This window comes from Nocardiopsis mangrovi (assembly GCF_042653925.1).
Taxonomy (GTDB): Bacteria; Actinomycetota; Actinomycetes; order Streptosporangiales; family Streptosporangiaceae; genus Nocardiopsis_B; species Nocardiopsis_B mangrovi.
On record NZ_JBHSFQ010000006.1, the window covers coordinates 260,451 to 277,926 of the forward strand.

Here is a 17,476-nt window from a genome sequence, read left to right on the forward strand (position 1 = left end):
GTCGGGTGCGGGTTCTGCTAGGCCGACCGGAAGTGCTCGGGCGGAGCCCCGATCCCCAGCGCCTCGGCGACCATCTGTTCGGCGATGGCCACACCGTAGCCGACGCCCTCCAGCCGCCGTGCGAGCCCGCCCAGGGTGTCGAGCTCGGAGTCGGCGGCGCCGTCGCCCATCGCGCCGGTCAGCCCGGCGAACACGGGGGTGATGTCCTCCAAGTCCTCGGTCCCGGCGGCCGTGCGGCGCTCGGCCTCGCCGACCAGCGAGGCGACCCGCCGGTGCCGGGCGGCCTGGCCGGGCAGCGCACCGAGCTCGTCGCGGTAGCCGGCCAGCAGCAGCGTGTTCTCCTCCAGCCACACGACCGCGTCGACGGTGTCGCGGAACCGCCACAGCATCCGCTCCGCGAGCGCCCCCGCGGGTCCGCCGCGCAGCCCTTCGGCGGTCACCTCGAACGCCGCGCAGGCCGCGCGCGCCCGCGTGGAGTACACGTTCGCGGCCGACGGTGCCGCGGACGCGCCGGCGCCCCCCGCGTTCCCTTCAACGGGGCCGTTCTCCGGCACGGCCGCCGTCGGCGCGCCGGCCGTGCCCGCGGCGGGCGCGGCCCCGGAGCGGAGGTCCCCGAACACGTAGCCGACCACCACGATGGCCGTGAGCCAGATGATCAGGCCGATGCCGATGGAGGCGGGCGGCGGCAGCCCGATCGCCCAGGACAGGCCGCCCGCGATCGCGCCCGCCAGCAGCCACCACGGGTCGGCGAGCCGCCGCCACGCAAAGCCCTTCACTCCGGACGTCCTCTCCGTCTCATGCCCGCCGCGACCGCCGGGCCCGGTCCTCCGCTCGGCCGGAGGGGGCTCGGCGGCGCGGGCTCTCCCCGGCGTGCCCCGTCGGGCGCGTCCGGCAGCACTCGCGCGCGGCCGGGGAGGGCCCTCGAACGCACCGGCCGCCCCCGGCGCTAGAAGTTCGAGATCACCGCTTCGAAGATCTCGTCGATGCTCTCGGGATCGGAGGCGTCGTAGGCCGCCGCGTTGGTGGCCTCCGCGATGGTCGTCATGGTCTCCATGTCGGAGTCGTCGCCGTAGCCGATGGTGAACACGCGCACGGTCTCCTCCCCGGACTCGCCCTCCAGCGACTCCAGCAGGGTGTCCAGCGAAATGCCGTCGGTGTCCTCGTTGCGGCCGTCGGTGAGGAAGACGACCGCGTTGATGGCGCCGTCGCGCGACTGCTCGCCGACCTGCTCATGGGCGGCCAGAGCGGTGTCGTAGAGGCCGGTCCCGCCGCTGGGCGGCAGGCCGTCGATCGCCTCGGTGAGCGCGTCGAGCCGGCCCGTCCCGTCGACGTCCGCGTCCATGGCGCCGAGCGGGACCAGCTCCCGCCAGTCGCGCCCGCTCTCCAGCTGGGTGCTGAACATCCACAGTCCGAGGTGGTCGTTGCCGCCGAACTGCTCCAGCGACCGGATCGCCGCCTCCTTGGCCAGGCCGAGCTTGTTCTGCCCGGTGCCCGCGACCGATTCCTCCATCGAGCCCGAGGTGTCCATGACCAGCAGCACGTTGGCGGGCTTGCGCAGCTCGTCCCAGTTCTCCAGCATCGCGTCGAGCGCGCCGGAGGAGGGCGGGGTCAGCAGCTGCCCCGGCTCGTCGGGCAGGACGCCGTTCTCGGCGACCGCATCGGCGCCCGGGGCGCCCTCGTGGTCGCGGAACCCGTTGTCCTGGAACGCCTCTTGGGCGGCGTCGTCGAGCAGGTAGTCGCGGAAGGACTCGGCGGCGGTGCGGGCGGGCTCCGACGCGGAGTCCAGGACCGCGTAGGGGTGGTCGGAGATCACCGTCCCCTCTTCGGGGTAGACGGCCGCCAACGGGACCTCCGGCGGCTCGTGCTCGCCCGCGGTGGCGGGGTCGCCGGTGGGATTGCCCTCGTTGTAGTGCAGCACCGACATCTCCTCCACCGCGACGGCGGAGATGTAGGACAGGCCGCGCCCCTCGTCGTCCGCGCGCTGGAGGTTGGACAGGAACGTCAGCGTGGTGTCGCCGTAGTGCACGATCGAGCGCTCGACCCCGCTGACGAAGCCGCGGGTCTCCGAGGAGTCGATGTCACCGGAGGTGAGGTCGGAGGTGAGCCCCGTGGCGGCGAAGTACGCGCCGATCGTGGCGTGCAGCCCGGAGGTGGAGTAGTTCGGATTGGTCTTGCCGAGCCGGAACTCGCCCCACTCGGCGTGGTCCTGGCCGGCCCAGCCCTCATCGTCCTCGGCGAGTTCGAGGATGTCGTGCCAGCCCAGCGGCTCGTCAGGCCAGCCGAGGGCTTCGGCCATGGGCCGCGGCATCGCGATGACCAGCGGGGAGTTGGCGATCGACGGGGCCTCGTCGGGGAGCACGCCCTCCCGGTCGGCGGCCACCATGCGGTCGCGGGCCAGTTGCAGCCAGCTGGAACTCGCCGGGGTCCAGACATCCGGCGCCGGGCCGAGCTCCGCCTCGTCCCACTCGCCGACCAGCGCCTCCATGGTCGAGCCGGACGCCTGCTCGATGATCTCGACCTCGACGCAGCCCGCGTCGGTCTCGGTGCCGCTGTAGTCCTCGGCGAACTCGCGCATGAGGCCGGCCTTCTCGGGCGAGGAGGCGACGCGCAGTGTCACGGCGTCGTCGCCGCAGCCGAACGCGCCGGAGAAGGGGAGCGGTGTCCCCACGGCGACCCAGCGTACGAGGGCGATCACGAGGATCGCGATGACGCCGACGATCGCGTAGGGGAGGATGCGGCGCCGCGCCGGCCTCGTGCTGTGGTCCATGTTCCGCCGTCGCCGCCTTTGCTCCAAGCGTGATCCGCTTTATTCGCTTATCCACCGAATCGTAGGGAATCCCGGTCGCATAGGGGTCACGGTTCGCCGGAAAGTCCGGAGCCGGACACGAGCGGCGCCGTCCCGTGCACCCCGTCGCGCGCCGCCGCGGGCCGGGTGGGCGGGCCGAGGAGCGGGGGCCGCCCGCCGCGGCGCCCTCGCCGGCCGGGCTGGTGACCGGCCCCCGCTATGACGCGCCTACGCCGTGAGGATGACGCCGGGGCCGCCTTCCGACGTAGCGCGGAATCGGCCGGGAGGCCGATGCCCCCGCGGCGGGCGGCGGCCTACGGTGGAACCACGGTCGGATCGCGCACATACGGGGTGCGCACCGGCTGCGCGACAGGGGGCCGGCAGGGCGCGCTTCGGCCCCCGGGTGATCGGCGGGCTCGAACGTCCTCACGGACGTCCGGGCCCGCCCTCGACTTCCCCGGGGCGCCCGATCGGCGGGCCGCCGCACCGGGCCGCTCCGGTCGGTCCGGCACTGTTCCCTTGGCGGGTCATCGGCCGTAGCGTCGTGGGTCCCCCATTCATGAGGAGACCCCATGCCCTCACCCCGACCGCACGGGCTGGACACCCCGCTCACCCCCCGCGTGCTGAAGACGATCTCGCGCGTCGACGCGGTCGCCTACCGCGCCACCGACGGCCTCATCACCGGCCGCCTGCGGTGGCACCGGCTCTTCCCCAAAGGACGCTCCGTCTGCCTGCTGACCACCCGCGGGCGCAAGAGCGGGCGGCGGCGCACCGTCCCGCTGCTGTTCCTGCCCGACGGCGACCGCGTGGTCTTCGTGGCCTCGCAGGGCGGCCTGCCGCGCCACCCGATGTGGTTCCGCAACATCCTCGACGACCCCGTGGTCGTGGTGCAGAACGGCAGCGTGCTGCGGCGCATGCGCGCCCGGGTGGCCGCCGACGACGAGCGCGCCGAGCTGTGGCCCCGGCTGGTCGCGTTCCACCCCGGCTTCGCCGACTACCAGTCGTGGACCGAGCGCACCATCCCCGTCGTCGTCTGCGAACCCTGCTGAACGCCGGTAGGCGAGCGGTGCCCGGGGACCATCGGTCCCCGGGCACCGCTCCGCTGATCCGGCGGGCTACCAGCTGCTCTGGACGGGCTGCCCCTCGGTGTAGCCGGCGGCGCTCTGCACGCCCACCGTCGCGCGCTCGTGGAACTCCTCCAGAGTGGTGGCGCCCGCGTAGGTCATGGAGCTGCGGACACCGGCGATGATCTCGTCGATGAGGTCCTCCACGCTGGGGCTCTCGGAGTCGAGGTACATCCGGCCGGTGGAGATGCCCTCCTCGAACAGGGCCTTGCGCGCCCGGTCGAACGGGGAGTCCTCGGACGTGCGCAGGCGCACCGCGCGCGCCGAGGCCATCCCGAAGCTCTCCTTGTACAGCCGCCCCTGCGCGTCGCGCATCACGTCGCCCGGCGACTCGTAGGTGCCGGCGAACCACGACCCGATCATCACGTTGGAGGCGCCCGCGGCCAGCGCCAGCGCGACGTCGCGCGGGTGGCGCACCCCGCCGTCGGCCCACACCGCCCGGCCCAGCGACCGCGCCTCGGCGGCGCACTCCAGAACGGCGGAGAACTGCGGGCGGCCCACCGCGGTCATCATCCGGGTCGTGCACATGGCGCCCGGCCCCACGCCGACCTTGACGATATCGGCGCCGGCCTCGATCAGGTCGCGTGTGCCCTCGGCGGTCACGATGTTGCCGGCCACGATGGGCACGTCGGGGTCGAGCGCGCGGACCGCGCGCAGCGCCGTGATCATCTTCTCCTGGTGGCCGTGGGCGGTGTCGAGGACCAGGGCGTCGGTCCCGGCCGCCAGCAGCTCGGCCGTCTTGCCCGCGACGTCGCCGTTCACGCCCAGCGCCGTCGCGACGCGCAGCCGGCCCTTCGGGTCGACCGCGGGCTTGTACAGCGTGGCCCGCAGCGCGCCGGTGCGGGTCAGCACGCCCACCAGGGCGCCCTCGCCGTCGACCACAGGGGCCAGCCGGTGCCGGCGGTCGTGGAGGGTGCCGAACGCGCTGGTGGGGTCGGTGCCGGCCGCGATGGTCAGCAGGTCGGTGCTCATGACCTCGCGGAGCTGGGTGAACCGGTCCACACCGACGCAGTCGGCCTCGGTGACCACCCCGACCGGCCGGCGGCGGTCGTCGATCACGATGACCGCGTTGTGCGCGCGCTTGGGCAGCAGGTTCAGCGCGTCGCCGATCGTGCCGGTGGGGGAGAGGGTGATGGGGGTGTCGTGGACGAGGTCCCGCTGCTTGGTCCACGAGATCACGTCGGTCACGACGTCGATCGGGATGTCCTGCGGGATGACCGCCAGCCCGCCGCGCCGCGCCACGGTCTCGGCCATGCGGCGTCCGGCGACGGCGGTCATGTTCGCGACTACGATGGGAATGGTCGTGCCCGTGCCGTCATGGGACGCGAGGTCCACATCCAGCCGTGAGCCGACGGCCGATCGCCGCGGCACCATGAAGACGTCGCTGTAGGTCAGATCGTGGCCGGGGACCTGGTTGTTGAGAAACCGCACGCCTCTACCTTGGTCGAAGCTCGCCGGGGACCGACGCACGGGCGTTCGACGACCATGCGAATCCCCCCTTACCCATCAATTATGACCGCCTTGATTAGCCTCCCGGGAAGAGCGTCTGCGATGATCTCCCGGCTGACACCCACCCTCCCCTCCCTTTCGATCGTGATCGATCACCGTGTGTGGCCGACATCCGACACGCGGCATCGGCGGGAGTTCCGCAGGAGATGAGATGACGAGCTTCACACTCGCGGACGTCCGCGAGCGCACCTACAAGAGCCGCGACGCATGGTGGACGGTCTTCCTGGTCGACCCGCTCGCCGCCCGGCTGGTCGTGTGGACGGCCAACCGCACGGAGATCACGCCCAACCAGATCACCTTCGGCGCCGGCGTGCTGGGCCTGGGCTCGGCCGTCTGCTTCGCCCTGGGGGACTGGTACTGGCTGGTCGCCGGTGCGCTGCTGTTCCACCTGAGCTTCGTCCTCGACTGCATGGACGGCAAGATCGCCCGCCTCAAGAACAACGGCTCCGTGTTCGGGGCCTGGGTGGACTTCATCTTCGACCGCATCCGCTTCTTCGGCTGCATGATGGCGCTGCTGATCGGCCAATGGGCCGCGACCGGCGAGGTCGTGTACCTCATGCTCATGCCGGTCGTCACCTTCCTCGATCTGCTGCGCTACCTCAACGGGTCGCAGGTCGCCAAGACCCGGCAGAGCATGCGCGAGAAGCTGCGCGCCGCGGCCGAGGGCCGCGCCGTCGACTCGATGGTCGACGATCCCGAGAGCACCGAGACCCCCAAGGACGCCGACGCCTCCGCGGACCGGCCCGGCGCCGAGGCGCCGCCGGTGGTGTTCATGGAGGAGGTCCTGCGCGACAACCCCGACCTCGACCACGACCAGGTCCGCTCCGGGACCCAGGCCGCCGGCGGGGCGCGGGTGATCGACGTCCACCGCGGGTTCAGCACCCGGTTCGGCTGGTACGAAGGGGTGCGCGACCGGCTCCTGCGCAGCCGGGTCCGGCCGCACCTGTTCAGCGGCATCGAGTTCGAGATGTTCATCTGCGTGGTGGCGCCGCTGACCGCGGTCGTCGCCCTGGTCGCCCCCGTGAGCAGCCTGATCGTTCCGGTCACCGTGCTGTCGTGCGCGGCGATCGCGGCGTTCGAGCTGGTCATCATCTACAAGCTGTGGCTCGCCACCCGCGATTTCAGCACCGAGCTGGCCCGGCTCCAGGGCTAGCGCCCCCGAACACCGAAGGGCCGCGTGGATCTCATCCACGCGGCCCTTCGGTGTTCCCCGCTCGGTGTTCCCCACTCAGCCTGCGGGGCCGCTTGAAGGCGGCGGCTTCCCTTGTCGCCGGCGCCCCACAGGCACGCTCGGTGCTTCCCGTTCAGCCGGCGGGGCGCTTCAGTGCCGTGTCGTCGCGGTCGCGGCGGAGGATCCAGCCGACGTTGGGCTCCACGATCCACTTCGTGCCCCGGCGCACCCACGGCGAGCACAGCACGAACGTCAGGGCGACTCCGGCGACGGTGTTCACGACGAAGGACCCCAATGGGCCCGCGAAGCTATTGGTGAGCTCGTACCAGCCGAGCGAGTCGCCGACCCGGATGACCAGCCCGTGCAGCAGGTACACGTACATGGTCAGCGCGCCCAGGGCGGTGAACCACGTGGTGCGGCGCGGCGTGAGGGAGAGCAGCGCCGCGGTGAGCGCGAAGGCCAGCACCAGGAAGACGACCCGTGCGGGCAGGCCCACGGGCAGCAGGTCGACGTCGCGGTCGATCAGGCTCTCGCGCCAGTAGACCCATTCGAGGCTGAGCTGCTCCAGGTACAGGTAGCAGGCGGCGGTGGTGACGAGCACGGTGCCGACCGCCCACACGCGGACCCAGGTCTGCCTGAGGAAGTCGAAGTGGCGCTGCTCCAGGAGGAGGCCGGCGACGAAGAAGGGCGTCATGCTGATGATCCGCGAGATCCCGAGGATGTCGCCGGTGGCGACCGCGCCGCCCGCCAGGGAGACGCCGACCGCCACAGCGAACGGCCAGCGGATGCGCTTCCACAGCGGGACGGTCAGCCGCCACACGAACAGGGCGGCCAGGAACCAGGTGAGCCACAGCGGATCCGCCGGGCTGTCGGGCACGCTGCGGCCCACCGACAGTGACTGGAGCGCGTAGATGGCCCAGAAGACCAGGTAGGGCACGGCGACCGTGGTGAGCAGCTTGTCGACCCGCCGCCCCGAGCCGTCGAAGGACTTCGACAGGTAGCCGCTGATCAGCACGAACGCGGGCATGTGGAACAGGTAGATCCAGAAGTAGACCGCGCTGGCCAAGTGGCTGTCGGCCGTCGGCGAGATCGCGTGCCCGACGACGACGAGAACGATCAGCAGGAACTTCGCGTTGTCGAGCAGGGCGTCGCGCTTGGGGCGCGCGGTGCTGCCCGTCGCGGCGGGCGGGGCGGAGCCCTCAGGGGCACCGCGGTCATGGGTACTGGGCGGTTGGGTGGTCGTTGAGGCCACTGGGTCTCCGAGTCACCGATTCGGGGCTGTGTTAGGACGTAGAGGCGTAAGGGCGCATGTGGCGCGTACATGGCCGGTACGGGTGCGCGACGCTCACGCATGGGCCGCCGGCCGGCCGCACTCGCAAAGTGGGGCGGGGTCCCGGGAACACGGGAACGCCGGCGCATATCGGACGTCGCTGGGAGTTCGCTGTGAACTCTGTGAAGGCACACTACCGCGCCCGCCGCACATGATCCATGCCCGGGGGTGGCCGTACGTGTCTTTTCCGTGACGTTGTCCTGGTGAAGGGACAGGCGTGGGATTGGCCACTCGACGCGTCACGCGCGGGCGCGGAATTCGGAAAGATCGCAACGACATGCCGCCGGGACCGGCGTTGCGCGACCCGGGTGATCACGGGTTCTCCACAACGGGCCGGCCTGACACCGGCCGCTCCGGCACCGGGGGACACCGCCGCCCGGCGGAACGGGCGGTCGCCGCGGATAGGCTTCGCTGACGGCCCGCCCCGCGCAACCGCGGTTGAGATTCGTTCAAGCGGGCGAGACAATCGGGCGGCGGCCGGCACCGACGCGGTCGGACACGGCCCCCCATCCATGGATTGAAGGCGGTGGAAGCAGTGCCGCACGCGGTGGAACCCCATCGTGTCGCCCAGCACGGTGGCGCGATCATGCGGCTCGTCGACGAGATCTTCCCTCTGGTCGAGGGCTTCTACGTCGATCTGCACAAGAATCCCGAGCTGTCGCATCGGGAACACCGGACAGCGAGCGCGGTCGCCGAATGGCTGACCCGCGCCGGCTTCGAGGTCGAGACCGGCATCGGGGGCACCGGTGTCGTGGGCATCCTGCGCAACGGCGAAGGCCCCACCGTGCTGCTGCGCGGCGACATGGACGCGCTGCCCATCGAGGAGCGCACCGGGCTGCCCTACGCCAGCACCGCGCGCGGTACCGACGACGACGGCAACGACGTCCCCATCATGCACGCGTGCGGGCACGACGCCCACACGGCCTGCCTGGTCGGCGCCGCCGACCTGCTCGCGGGCGAGCGCGACCGCTGGCGCGGCACCCTCATGATCGTCGCCCAGCCCGCCGAGGAGACCCTCCACGGCGCGGGTTCGATGCTGCGCGACGGCCTCTACACCCGGTTCGGGCGCCCCGACATCGCTTTGGCGCAGCACGTCGGCCCCCAGCCCGCCGGCATGGTCTCGCACCGCGCCGGGGTCATCCTGGGTGCCGCGGTGTCCTACCGGGTGCGGATCTTCGGCGACGGCGGGCACGCCTCGCGGCCGCACCTGACGGTCGACCCCGTGGTCATCGCCGCCAACATCGTCACCCGGCTGCAGACCGTCGTCGCCCGCGAGGTCAGCCCCAGCGAGATGGCCGTGGTCACCGTCGGCGTGATCCGCGCCGGGACCAAGGCCAACATCATCCCCGACGAGGCCCACCTGGAGATCAACACCCGCGCGGTCAACGAGGCCGTCGCCGAGCGCCTGCGGGACGCCGTCGAGCGCATCGTCCGCGCCGAGGCCGCCGCGTCGGGCGCGGAGCGCGAACCGGAGATCGAGGTCGACCAGCAGGCCGGCGTCACCCGCAACGAGCCCGAGGCCACCCGCCAGGTCGCCGCCGCCCACCGCGCCTACTTCGGCGACGGCTACGTCATCGAACTGCCCGAGCCGCTGACCGCCAGCGAGGACTTCTCCGAGTACGGCCTGCCCGGCGACCCCTCCCCGGTGCCCTACGTCTTCTGGTTCGTCGGCTCCACGCCGCACGACGTGTGGGAGGCGGCGCCCGGGGCCACCCCCTACGAGAAGCTGGCGTCGGTCCCCGGCAGCCATTCGCCGTTCTTCGCCCCCGACCGCGAGCCCACGCTGCGTGCGGGGCTGGCCGCGCTCACCGTGGGCGCCCTGACCTACCTCGGCCGGTCCGAGGCCGTCGCCCCGACGGGCGAGCAGCAGTCCTTCGGCGCGTCCCCGATCGGGGACCCGGCCGCACCGCCTCCGCCGCCCCCCGCCGGACCCGACGAGCCCTACGCGTTCCCCCCGCCGGCCGGCGTCGGCGCCGTCCCCGCCGCAACCCACGCCGACCCGCAGGGCGACGCCTACGGCGACCGCTCGGACCGCGGCGACGACCCGTACGGCGGACGTTTCGACGACGCTCCCGCCCCCGCGGGCCGCCACGGCGCCGCCGGCCCGCCCGACGAAGGCGCGACCCGCGACGGCGAGGGCGAATCCACCGCCTACGCCGACATGGCCGACCTCCTGGACGACGACGAGCCCGCGCCCCCCGCCGCTCCCGCCCCGATGGCGCCGCCCGCGCCCCCGCAGGGTCCGCCCGTGTCGGCTCCGCCGCCCTCGGGCCCGCCGGTCGTCCCGTCCGGCCCGCAGGTCCCGCCGCTGCGCGACGCGGCCGGCGCGCCGTCCCCGGGGCTGCCCGAGGCCCCGCCGCAGGGGACGCCCGGGTCGGTCCCGCAGGGCTGGCCGGGCTCCCCGCTGTCGGGCCCGCAGGCTCCGCCCCCGGTGGGACCGCCCGTCTCCCCCCTGCCGAACCCGCCGCAGGGGGCGCCCGTCGCGGCTCCGCCGCCCTCGGGCCCGCCGGCCCCGGCCCCGCCGCCGCAGGGGACACCCCTGTCGGCACCGCCACCGCCGCCCGGCGCCACGCCGTACGGCACCGGCGAACAACCGCCCTACGAGCCGCGCTACGACGGATACGACCCCGGCGCCCGGCCTCCGGAGGACCCGCCCTACCGCATCTGACCCCGCCCCGTCCGCTGCCGGCGCGCCGTCCCACGACGACCGGCAGCGGGCCGCCGGTCCGGGAGCGCGGCCCCGCCCGGTGAGGCCGGGCCGAAGGGCCCTCGGCACCGCGCACCGCTCCGGCCGCGCACCCGGGCGCGAACGGCCGGGAGACGTGGGCACGGCGCCCAGGCCGGCGGAGCAACCGGGGTGTTCCGCCCGAATCCCCGGTCCGACACCAGCAGAATGGGGTCATGGTGTTCGTGACCTGGGGGGACCGGCGGCGACGGCGCGCGCTCCGGCACCCGCGGGAGAACCTCGTCCTGGTGGTCTGCCTGGTCGTCACCGCGCTCGCCGTGGTGGGCGCCGTGAGCCGCGCCGTCGAGGCCGACAGCAGCGAGCCCCTGCTGCTGCTCAGCATCCCCGCTCTCGTGTTCTTCGTGCGCGGCCAGCTGTACGCGACCCAGCGCGTCAACGGTGTGCGCATCACCGAGACGCAGTTCCCCGAGGCGCACCAGATGGTGGTCGACGCCGCGCGCGCCTTCGACCTGCCCTCGGTTCCCGACGCCTATGTGGTGCTCGGCAACGGGCAGATCAACGCCTTCGCCTCGGGCCACGGGTTCCGCCGCTACGTCGCCGTCACCAGCGACCTCTTCGAGATCGGCGGGCGCCTGGCCGACCCCGACGCGCTGCGGTTCATCATCGGCCACGAGGTCGGCCACATCGCGGCCGGGCACGTCTCCTACTGGCGGCAGTTCGGCGTGTCCGTCGCCAACATCATCCCCGGCATCGGCAGCACCCTCAGCCGCGTGCAGGAGTACACGGCCGACAACCACGGCTACGAGTTCTGCCCCGAAGGCGTCCAGGGGCTGCGCATCCTGGTCGTCGGCAAGTACCTCTACCGCCGGATCGACTTCGACGACATCGCCTCCCGCGCGACCACCGACCAGGGCCTCTTCGTGATGCTGGTGAACCTGCTCGCCAGCCATCCGATCAACACGTGGCGCTTCCACGCCCTGTCCGACCGCTCCCGCCCCGGGCGCGTGCTCTGACGCCGTCCGCCCCCGGCCCCGGCCCCGGCCCCGGCCGCGGCCGGGGCCCGGAGCCGGACCCTGTCAGGCGCCGGTGCCGTCGGCCGTGTGCTTCTCGGCCAGCTGCCGCGGCAGCGGCTCGTGGCGGAGGTAGCGGCGGCGGAACGTGCCGGTGCCGTGCGCGACCGAGCGCAGGTCGACGGCGTACCGGGTGATCTCCAGCTGCGGGACCTCGGCCCTGACCACCGCCCTGCCGCCGCCGACCGCCTCGGTGCCCAGGACCCGCCCGCGCCGTGCCGACAGGTCGCTCATCACCGCGCCCATGTGGCTGTCGGCGACTGTGACCGCCACCTCGTCGACCGGCTCCAGCATGGACAGCCGTCCCTTCTCGGCGGCGTCCTTGAGGGCGAGCCGGCCCGCCTTCTGGAACGCCATGTCGGAGGAGTCGACGGGGTGCGCCTTTCCGTCGTGGAGCGTCACCCGGATGTCAACGAGCGGATAGCCCGTGCGCACCCCGCTCTCCATCTGCGCCCGGACGCCCTTCTCCACCGCCGGGATGAACTGGCGCGGGACGACCCCGCCCACGATCTCGTCGACGAACTCCAGCCCCGCCCCCGACGGCAGCGGCCGCACCGAGATCCGGCAGATCCCGAACTCGCCGTGCCCGCCGCTCTGCTTGACGTTGCGCCCCGTGCCCTCGGAGGACGCGGCGAAGGTCGTGCGCAGCGGGATGCGGACCTCGCCGGTCGTGACGGCCACCCCGTAGCGTCTGGACAGCCGGTCCAGCGCGACGTCCAGATGGGCCTCGCCCATGCACCACAGCACCATCTGGTGGGTCTCGTCGTTCACCTCGACCCGCAGGGTGACGTCCTCCGACGCGAGCCGGGCGACCGCCTGCGCGAGCTTGTCCTCGTCGGCGGCCGAGGCGGCGCGCAGGGCGACCGGCAGCAACGGGTCGGGGAAGCTCCACGGCGGCATCCGCAGAGGGCTCTCGCGGGCGGAGAGGGTGTCCCCGGTCTCGGCCCGGGTGAGCTTGGCGACGGCGCACACGTCCCCGGCGATGGCGGCTGCGGCCGGGGCGGCGTGCTTGCCCATGGGGACCGACAGCGCGCCCACGCGCTCCTCGACGTCGTGGTCGTCGTGCCCGCGGTCGGCGAGTCCGTGCCCGCTGACGTGCACGACGGTGTCGGGCCGCAGTGTCCCCGAGAACACGCGGACCAGGCTCACCCGGCCGACGTAGGGGTCGCTCACCGTCTTGACGACCTCGGCCAGCAGCGGGCCGTCGGGATCGCACGACAGCCCCTCCACGGGGCGGCCGTCCACGGTGGCCACCTCGGGCAGGCGGCGTTCGGCCGGGCACGGCGTGGCGCGCGGCAGCTCGCGCAGGAGTTCCCGGATCCCGGCGCCGTGCACGGCGGAGACGGGGAGTACGGGGTGCAGGCCGCCGCGCGCCACCGCGGTCTCCAGGTCGGCGATGAGCATGTCGGGGTCGAGGTCCGCGCCCTCCATGTACCGGTCCATCAGGGTCTCGTCCTCGCTCTCCTGGATCACCCCCTCGATCAGCTCGTCGCGCATCGGCGCGACGTCCCCGGCGAGCCCGGCCGGCGGGGCGGCCGCCACGGGCTCCCCCGAGGAGTAGTCGTGGTAGCGCTGGGAGACGAGCCCGAACAGGCCCTCCACCCGGCGGCCGCCGCCCTCGCCGGAGACGACCGGGACATAGGCGGGCAGGACGCCGTCGCCGAAGGCCGCGCGGCACTGGGCGACGGTCGCGGCGAAGTCGGCCCGGGGGTGGTCGATCTTGGTGACGGCGACGGCCCGCGGCATGCCGATCGCCGCGCATTCGTCCCACAGCAGCCGGGTGCGGCCGTCGACCCCGTCGAGGGCGGAGACCACGAACAGCGCCGCGTCGGCGGCGCGCAGCCCGGCGCGCAGGTCGCCCACGAAGTCCGCGTAGCCGGGCGTGTCGATCAAGGTGACCTTCACGCCGCCGGTGCGGATCGGGGCCACGGCGAGGTTGACCGAGCGCCGCTGGCGCACCTCCGCGTCGTCGTGGTCGCCGACGGTGGTGCCGTCCTCGACGCGGCCCCGGCGGGGGACGGCGCCCGCTGCGTACAGCAGCGCTTCCAGGAGTGTCGTCTTGCCTGCTCCGGACGGGCCGACCAGGACCACGTTGCGGATGTCCGCGGGCCGGTCGGCCGCCGGTGCCCTGCCGCCGGTCGCAGGACCGGATGCGTCCGTCATGCTTCCCAACCTTCCTCCGCCCGCATGCGGCCGGCCGGGGCCGGTTCTCGGCCGCCGCGGCCGGGGCGCGTCTCCGGCGGGGAGCGCGCGGGCGACGTCGTCGGTCCGCGCCTGATGTGACGCGGAACACTTTCCACGGTCACCCGCGGTGCGCGATATCTCAAGGGGGCAAAGCGTGCGACACGCCCGTGGCGACGTCGGCGCCACATTCCCGTGTCCGCGCCCCCATAAGGGCGGAAAGCGACGCGGCGAGTCCGGAATGTGCGGCATGGCGGTCCGTATCTCTTAGGCTGTGGGCCGTGCCGTGGTCCGAGAGCATTCCTCAGTTCAGTCTCATCGCGACGATCCTCGGGATCGTCCTCTTCGCCTACGCCGCGATCGGTGAGCCGTTGATCGGCCGCGGCGCGTTCAAACGGCTGGAACGCGGCCGCGACACCGACCCGCGGGCGCTGACCCGCTTCTACCGGCTGGCCATCTGCATCCAGTGGGGCTGGGCGGCGGTCATCCTGCTCATCCTGGTGCTTTCCCCGGCGCTTTCAGTGGCCGACCTCGGCCTGCGCGCGCCGCACGCCTGGGGCCCGCTGCTCGCGGCTGTCATCGGGTTCGCGGTCGCGATGCTCATCCTCTGGCTGATCACCCGCGACCGGTCCGCCGGGGGCGGGCCGAACGGGTCGCGCCCGCTGCTGCCGCCCGGGCCGGAGCCCGGCGGCGACGTCCTGGAGGTGCTCGCCCCGCACACGCGCGCCGAGCGCCGGATGGCGGCCGGGCTCGGCATCACCGCCGGCATCTGCGAGGAGCTGCTCTACCGGGGCCTGTTCGTCGCCCTCGGGGTGGCGCTGGGGCTGCCGGTGTGGCTGGTGGCGATCGTGTCGTGCGTCGTGTTCGCGGTCGCGCACGTCTACCAGGGCTGGTGGGGCCTGGTCGGGCCCGGTCTGCTCGGGGCGCTGTTCATGGTGGTCTACCTCGGCACCGGCAGCATCTTCATCCCCATGGTGCTGCACATCGCCCTGGACCTGCGCTCGCTGCTGCTGACCGGGCGGGGGCGCCGCCGCCACCGCCGGCGCGCGGTCTAGCGGCGCGCCACCGGCGGCCCCGCCGCGCGGATCGATCGTCGCGGACGGCGGGCCGCGCCCCCGATGCCCGCGGCCGCGACCGGCGGCACGCGGTGAAGGGGGGTGAGCGCCACCCGGCGAACACGTGCGGGCCCGACTGCCGATGTCCACCCCGGTCAGGCACGATGGTGGGATGTCCGACGCATTGCACCGCCCCGCCCACGGCGATCCCGTCCGCAAGCGACTGACCACGTCCGACGGGGTCCACCTCGACTCCGCCTTCCTCCGCGGTCCCGGTGAGCGCACCACGGCCGTCGTGCTCGCCAACGGGTTCACGGGCACCTGGCGCAGCCCGCTCACCCGCATGATCGCCTCGGTGCTGCTGACGGTCGGCGACGTCATGACGTTCGACTTCCGCGGCCACCACGGCTCCGACGGGCACTGCACGGTCGGCAACGAGGAGGTCCACGACCTGGAGGCCGTCGTCGCCCACCTGCGCGACAGCGGCTACACCGAGATCGCGACCGTGGGGTTCTCCATGGGCGCGGCGGTCGCGGTCCGGCACGCCGCGATGTTCGGCGGCGTCGCGGCGGTCGTCGCGGTCAGCGGCCCCGGGCAGTGGTACTACCGCGACTCGAAGCGGATGCGGCTGCTGCACTTCGGCGTCGAGCAGGCGGTGGGCCGGTGGTTCCTGCGCGTGGCCCGCAAGGTCCGGGTGACCGACCGCCAGTGGGACCCCGTCCCGCCCGACCCCGTCGAACTCGCCCCAGGCATCGCGCCGGGCGCGCTGCTCGTCGTCCACGGCGACGCGGACTCCTACTTCCCCGTCGAGCACGCCGAGCGGCTGTACGGGGCCGCGAACGAGCCCAAGGACCTCTGGATCGTCCCCGGGATGGGCCACGCCGAACGCGCCGTGCGGCCCGAGATCGCGCGGCGCATCGCGACCTGGCTGGCGGAGCACACAGGGGAGGGGGCCCGGGCCTGACGGGGCGGGACCGGCGCGGGCGGACACGGCGGCCCGGCCGGGCCGCCGGGATGCGGCGGGGCCGGGCCGTGCGTTAGAAAGGCTTCATGGTGAATTCCTCGGATGTCAGGATGAAACCGGGGGAACCGGAGCGGCACCTCGGCCTGACGGGACGGGCGTTCCGGCTGCTGGTCCTCGCGACCGTCGCCACCTTCTCCGGCTACCTCCTGCTGCTCCCGGTCGTGCCGTTGTGGGCCGCGCGCGGCGGCGCCGGCGAGGTCGGCGCGGGCGCCACCACCGCCGTGTTCATGCTCACCACCGTCGTCACCCAGTTGGCCATGCCCTGGCTGCTCGACCGCGGCGGCTACCGGTGGACCTTTCCCGCGGGGGCGCTGGTGCTCGGCCTGCCCGCCCCGCTGTTCCTGCTGACGACCGACCTGTGGCCGCTCATCGCCGTCTCCGCCGTGCGGGGGATCGGGTTCGGCATGATCACCGTCGTGGGAGCGGCGCTGGCCGCCCGGCTGGTGCCGCCCGATCAGATCGGCCGTGCGACCGGCTACTACGGGTTCGCGGTGGGGATTCCCAACGTCGTCCTGCTGCCCTTCGGGGTCTGGCTCGCCCTCAACGCCGGGTTCGCGCCGGTGTTCTGGATCGCGGCGCTCGGCCCCGCCCTCGGCGCGGTGGCGGCGGCCGGGATCTGGCTGGCGGCCGGCGACGGCACGGGCCGGTCCCCGGGCGCGGGCGTCCGGCGGGCCGCGACCGCCGCGACGCGTGGGGACCGCGGACGGCACCTGCTCTCGCTCGCCGCCCCGCTGCTGCTCATGCTCGTGGCCGCCATCGCCTCCAGCGCGGTGGTGACCTTCCTGGCCATCCCCCTGGAACGGGCCGCGCCGGTGGCGGCGGCCGCCCTGCTGGGCTACGGCATGGCGTCGGTGGCCACCCGATGGGTGGCGGGGACGCTCAGCGACCGCCACGGGCGCCCGGTGCTGCTGGTTCCCTCCGTACTCGCCGTCATCGCGGGCATGGCCCTGGCCGCCGCGGCCGTGTGGCCGGCGGGCGGCGGCTGGGCGGGGCCCGGCGCGGCGGGCGCGGTCGCGGTTGTCGCGGGCGCGGTGCTGTTCGGCGCCGGGTTCGGTGCGGTGCAGAACGACACGATCACCGTCATGTTCCGCCGCTCCGGCCCGCCGCGCTACGGGACGGCCAGCGCCGCCTGGAACATCGGCATCGACGGCGGCACCGGCGCGGGCGCGCTCGGGCTGGGCATCGTGATCCAGGCCCTCGGGTACGGCCCCGGGTTCGCGCTCACCGCACTGGCGATGGCGCTGTGCCTGCCGGCCGCCGTGCGCGTCGCCCGGCGGGCCGGCTGATCCGCGCGGCCGGGGCGCCGCTGCGGATGTGCGAGGCTCTTGAACCATGAACGACCGGCCCGACCCGCTGCTCGCCCGTTACGACGCCGCGTGCACGACCACCTGCCGTTACTGCCCGTGCCCGCTGCCGCCCGAGACCGTACGGTGCCGGTTGTGCGGCCGACTCCAGGACGGGCCGGGCGAGGAGGACACCGAGGGCGGGGAGGGCGCGGCGCGCCCGGCGGCGGTGTCGGCGCCCGCGGCGCCCGCGGGGCG

Annotated in this window: 13 protein-coding genes; 8 read left to right on the forward strand and 5 right to left on the reverse strand. The window is 73.8% G+C overall.

What is annotated here, in order from left to right:
- Positions 1–17: 17 nt before the first annotated feature.
- Both ACFO4E_RS09710 and ACFO4E_RS09715 read right to left on the reverse strand, forming a co-directional pair.
- Positions 18–776 (reverse strand): hypothetical protein, encoded by a 759-nt coding sequence (locus ACFO4E_RS09710; protein WP_378573037.1) that lies wholly within the window; start codon positions 774–776, stop codon positions 18–20.
- A gap of 170 nt (positions 777–946) precedes the next feature.
- Positions 947–2,767 carry a substrate-binding and VWA domain-containing protein gene (locus ACFO4E_RS09715; RefSeq protein ID WP_378573039.1) on the reverse strand — a complete coding sequence of 607 codons (1,821 nt, stop codon included), beginning with the start codon at positions 2,765–2,767 and terminating at the stop codon, positions 947–949.
- Between the two features lie 590 nt (positions 2,768–3,357).
- Here ACFO4E_RS09715 and ACFO4E_RS09720 point away from each other — a divergent pair.
- Entirely contained in the window at positions 3,358–3,834 is a 477-nt protein-coding gene (locus ACFO4E_RS09720) for a nitroreductase family deazaflavin-dependent oxidoreductase (RefSeq protein ID WP_378573041.1), read from the forward strand.
- 66 nt (positions 3,835–3,900) lie between these two features.
- Here ACFO4E_RS09720 and ACFO4E_RS09725 read toward each other — a convergent pair whose 3' ends face one another.
- Positions 3,901–5,340 (reverse strand): GuaB1 family IMP dehydrogenase-related protein, encoded by a 1,440-nt coding sequence (locus tag ACFO4E_RS09725; RefSeq protein ID WP_378573043.1) that lies wholly within the window; start codon positions 5,338–5,340, stop codon positions 3,901–3,903.
- Positions 5,341–5,569: 229 nt separating this feature from the next.
- Here ACFO4E_RS09725 and ACFO4E_RS09730 point away from each other — a divergent pair, with 229 nt between their 5' ends.
- Positions 5,570–6,571: a CDP-alcohol phosphatidyltransferase family protein gene (locus ACFO4E_RS09730; protein WP_378573045.1), complete on the forward strand. Its 1,002-nt coding sequence runs from the start codon at positions 5,570–5,572 to the stop codon at positions 6,569–6,571.
- A 151-nt stretch (positions 6,572–6,722) separates the two neighbouring features.
- Here the strand turns inward: ACFO4E_RS09730 and ACFO4E_RS09735 are convergent, their stop codons facing one another.
- The gene (locus ACFO4E_RS09735) at positions 6,723–7,841 is read right to left on the reverse strand and encodes an acyltransferase family protein (RefSeq protein WP_378573047.1); all 1,119 of its coding nucleotides are present in this window, start codon (positions 7,839–7,841) and stop codon (positions 6,723–6,725) included.
- Between the two features lie 604 nt (positions 7,842–8,445).
- Between ACFO4E_RS09735 and ACFO4E_RS09740 the strand changes: the two genes are divergently transcribed.
- Together ACFO4E_RS09740 and ACFO4E_RS09745 are read left to right on the forward strand one after the other, a co-directional pair.
- The gene (locus ACFO4E_RS09740; RefSeq protein ID WP_378573048.1) at positions 8,446–10,587 is read left to right on the forward strand and encodes an amidohydrolase; all 2,142 of its coding nucleotides are present in this window, start codon (positions 8,446–8,448) and stop codon (positions 10,585–10,587) included.
- 233 nt (positions 10,588–10,820) lie between these two features.
- Entirely contained in the window at positions 10,821–11,618 is a 798-nt protein-coding gene (locus ACFO4E_RS09745) for a M48 family metallopeptidase (protein WP_378573050.1), read from the forward strand.
- A 63-nt stretch (positions 11,619–11,681) separates the two neighbouring features.
- Here the strand turns inward: ACFO4E_RS09745 and ACFO4E_RS09750 are convergent, their stop codons facing one another.
- Positions 11,682–13,838 carry an elongation factor G-like protein EF-G2 gene (locus tag ACFO4E_RS09750; protein WP_378573052.1) on the reverse strand — a complete coding sequence of 719 codons (2,157 nt, stop codon included), beginning with the start codon at positions 13,836–13,838 and terminating at the stop codon, positions 11,682–11,684.
- Between the two features lie 299 nt (positions 13,839–14,137).
- Here ACFO4E_RS09750 and ACFO4E_RS09755 point away from each other — a divergent pair, with 299 nt between their 5' ends.
- From ACFO4E_RS09755 to ACFO4E_RS09770, 4 genes are all read left to right on the forward strand, one after another.
- Complete coding sequence (locus ACFO4E_RS09755) at positions 14,138–14,911, forward strand: CPBP family intramembrane glutamic endopeptidase (protein ID WP_378573054.1); 774 nt, start codon at positions 14,138–14,140, stop codon at positions 14,909–14,911.
- Between the two features lie 172 nt (positions 14,912–15,083).
- Positions 15,084–15,875: an alpha/beta hydrolase gene (locus ACFO4E_RS09760; protein WP_378573056.1), complete on the forward strand. Its 792-nt coding sequence runs from the start codon at positions 15,084–15,086 to the stop codon at positions 15,873–15,875.
- An 86-nt stretch (positions 15,876–15,961) separates the two neighbouring features.
- Positions 15,962–17,221, forward strand: a complete 1,260-nt coding sequence (locus ACFO4E_RS09765; RefSeq protein ID WP_378573058.1) for an MFS transporter — start codon at positions 15,962–15,964, stop codon at positions 17,219–17,221.
- Positions 17,222–17,267: 46 nt separating this feature from the next.
- Positions 17,268–17,476 (forward strand): hypothetical protein (locus ACFO4E_RS09770; protein ID WP_378573060.1); only part of this gene is annotated, 209 nt, incomplete at its 3' end.

What these genes read in the sequence shown, in the direction of transcription:
- ACFO4E_RS09715 (WP_378573039.1), bottom strand. Translation starts at nt 2,767, where the DNA reads ATGGACCACAGCACGAGGCCGGCGCGGCGCCGCATCCTCCCCTACGCG.
- ACFO4E_RS09720 (WP_378573041.1), top strand. Translation starts at nt 3,358, where the DNA reads ATGCCCTCACCCCGACCGCACGGGCTGGACACCCCGCTCACCCCCCGC.
- ACFO4E_RS09730 (WP_378573045.1), top strand. Translation starts at nt 5,570, where the DNA reads ATGACGAGCTTCACACTCGCGGACGTCCGCGAGCGCACCTACAAGAGC.
- ACFO4E_RS09745 (WP_378573050.1), top strand. Translation starts at nt 10,821, where the DNA reads ATGGTGTTCGTGACCTGGGGGGACCGGCGGCGACGGCGCGCGCTCCGG.
- ACFO4E_RS09750 (WP_378573052.1), bottom strand. Translation starts at nt 13,838, where the DNA reads ATGACGGACGCATCCGGTCCTGCGACCGGCGGCAGGGCACCGGCGGCC.
- ACFO4E_RS09760 (WP_378573056.1), top strand. Translation starts at nt 15,084, where the DNA reads ATGTCCGACGCATTGCACCGCCCCGCCCACGGCGATCCCGTCCGCAAG.
- ACFO4E_RS09765 (WP_378573058.1), top strand. Translation starts at nt 15,962, where the DNA reads ATGGTGAATTCCTCGGATGTCAGGATGAAACCGGGGGAACCGGAGCGG.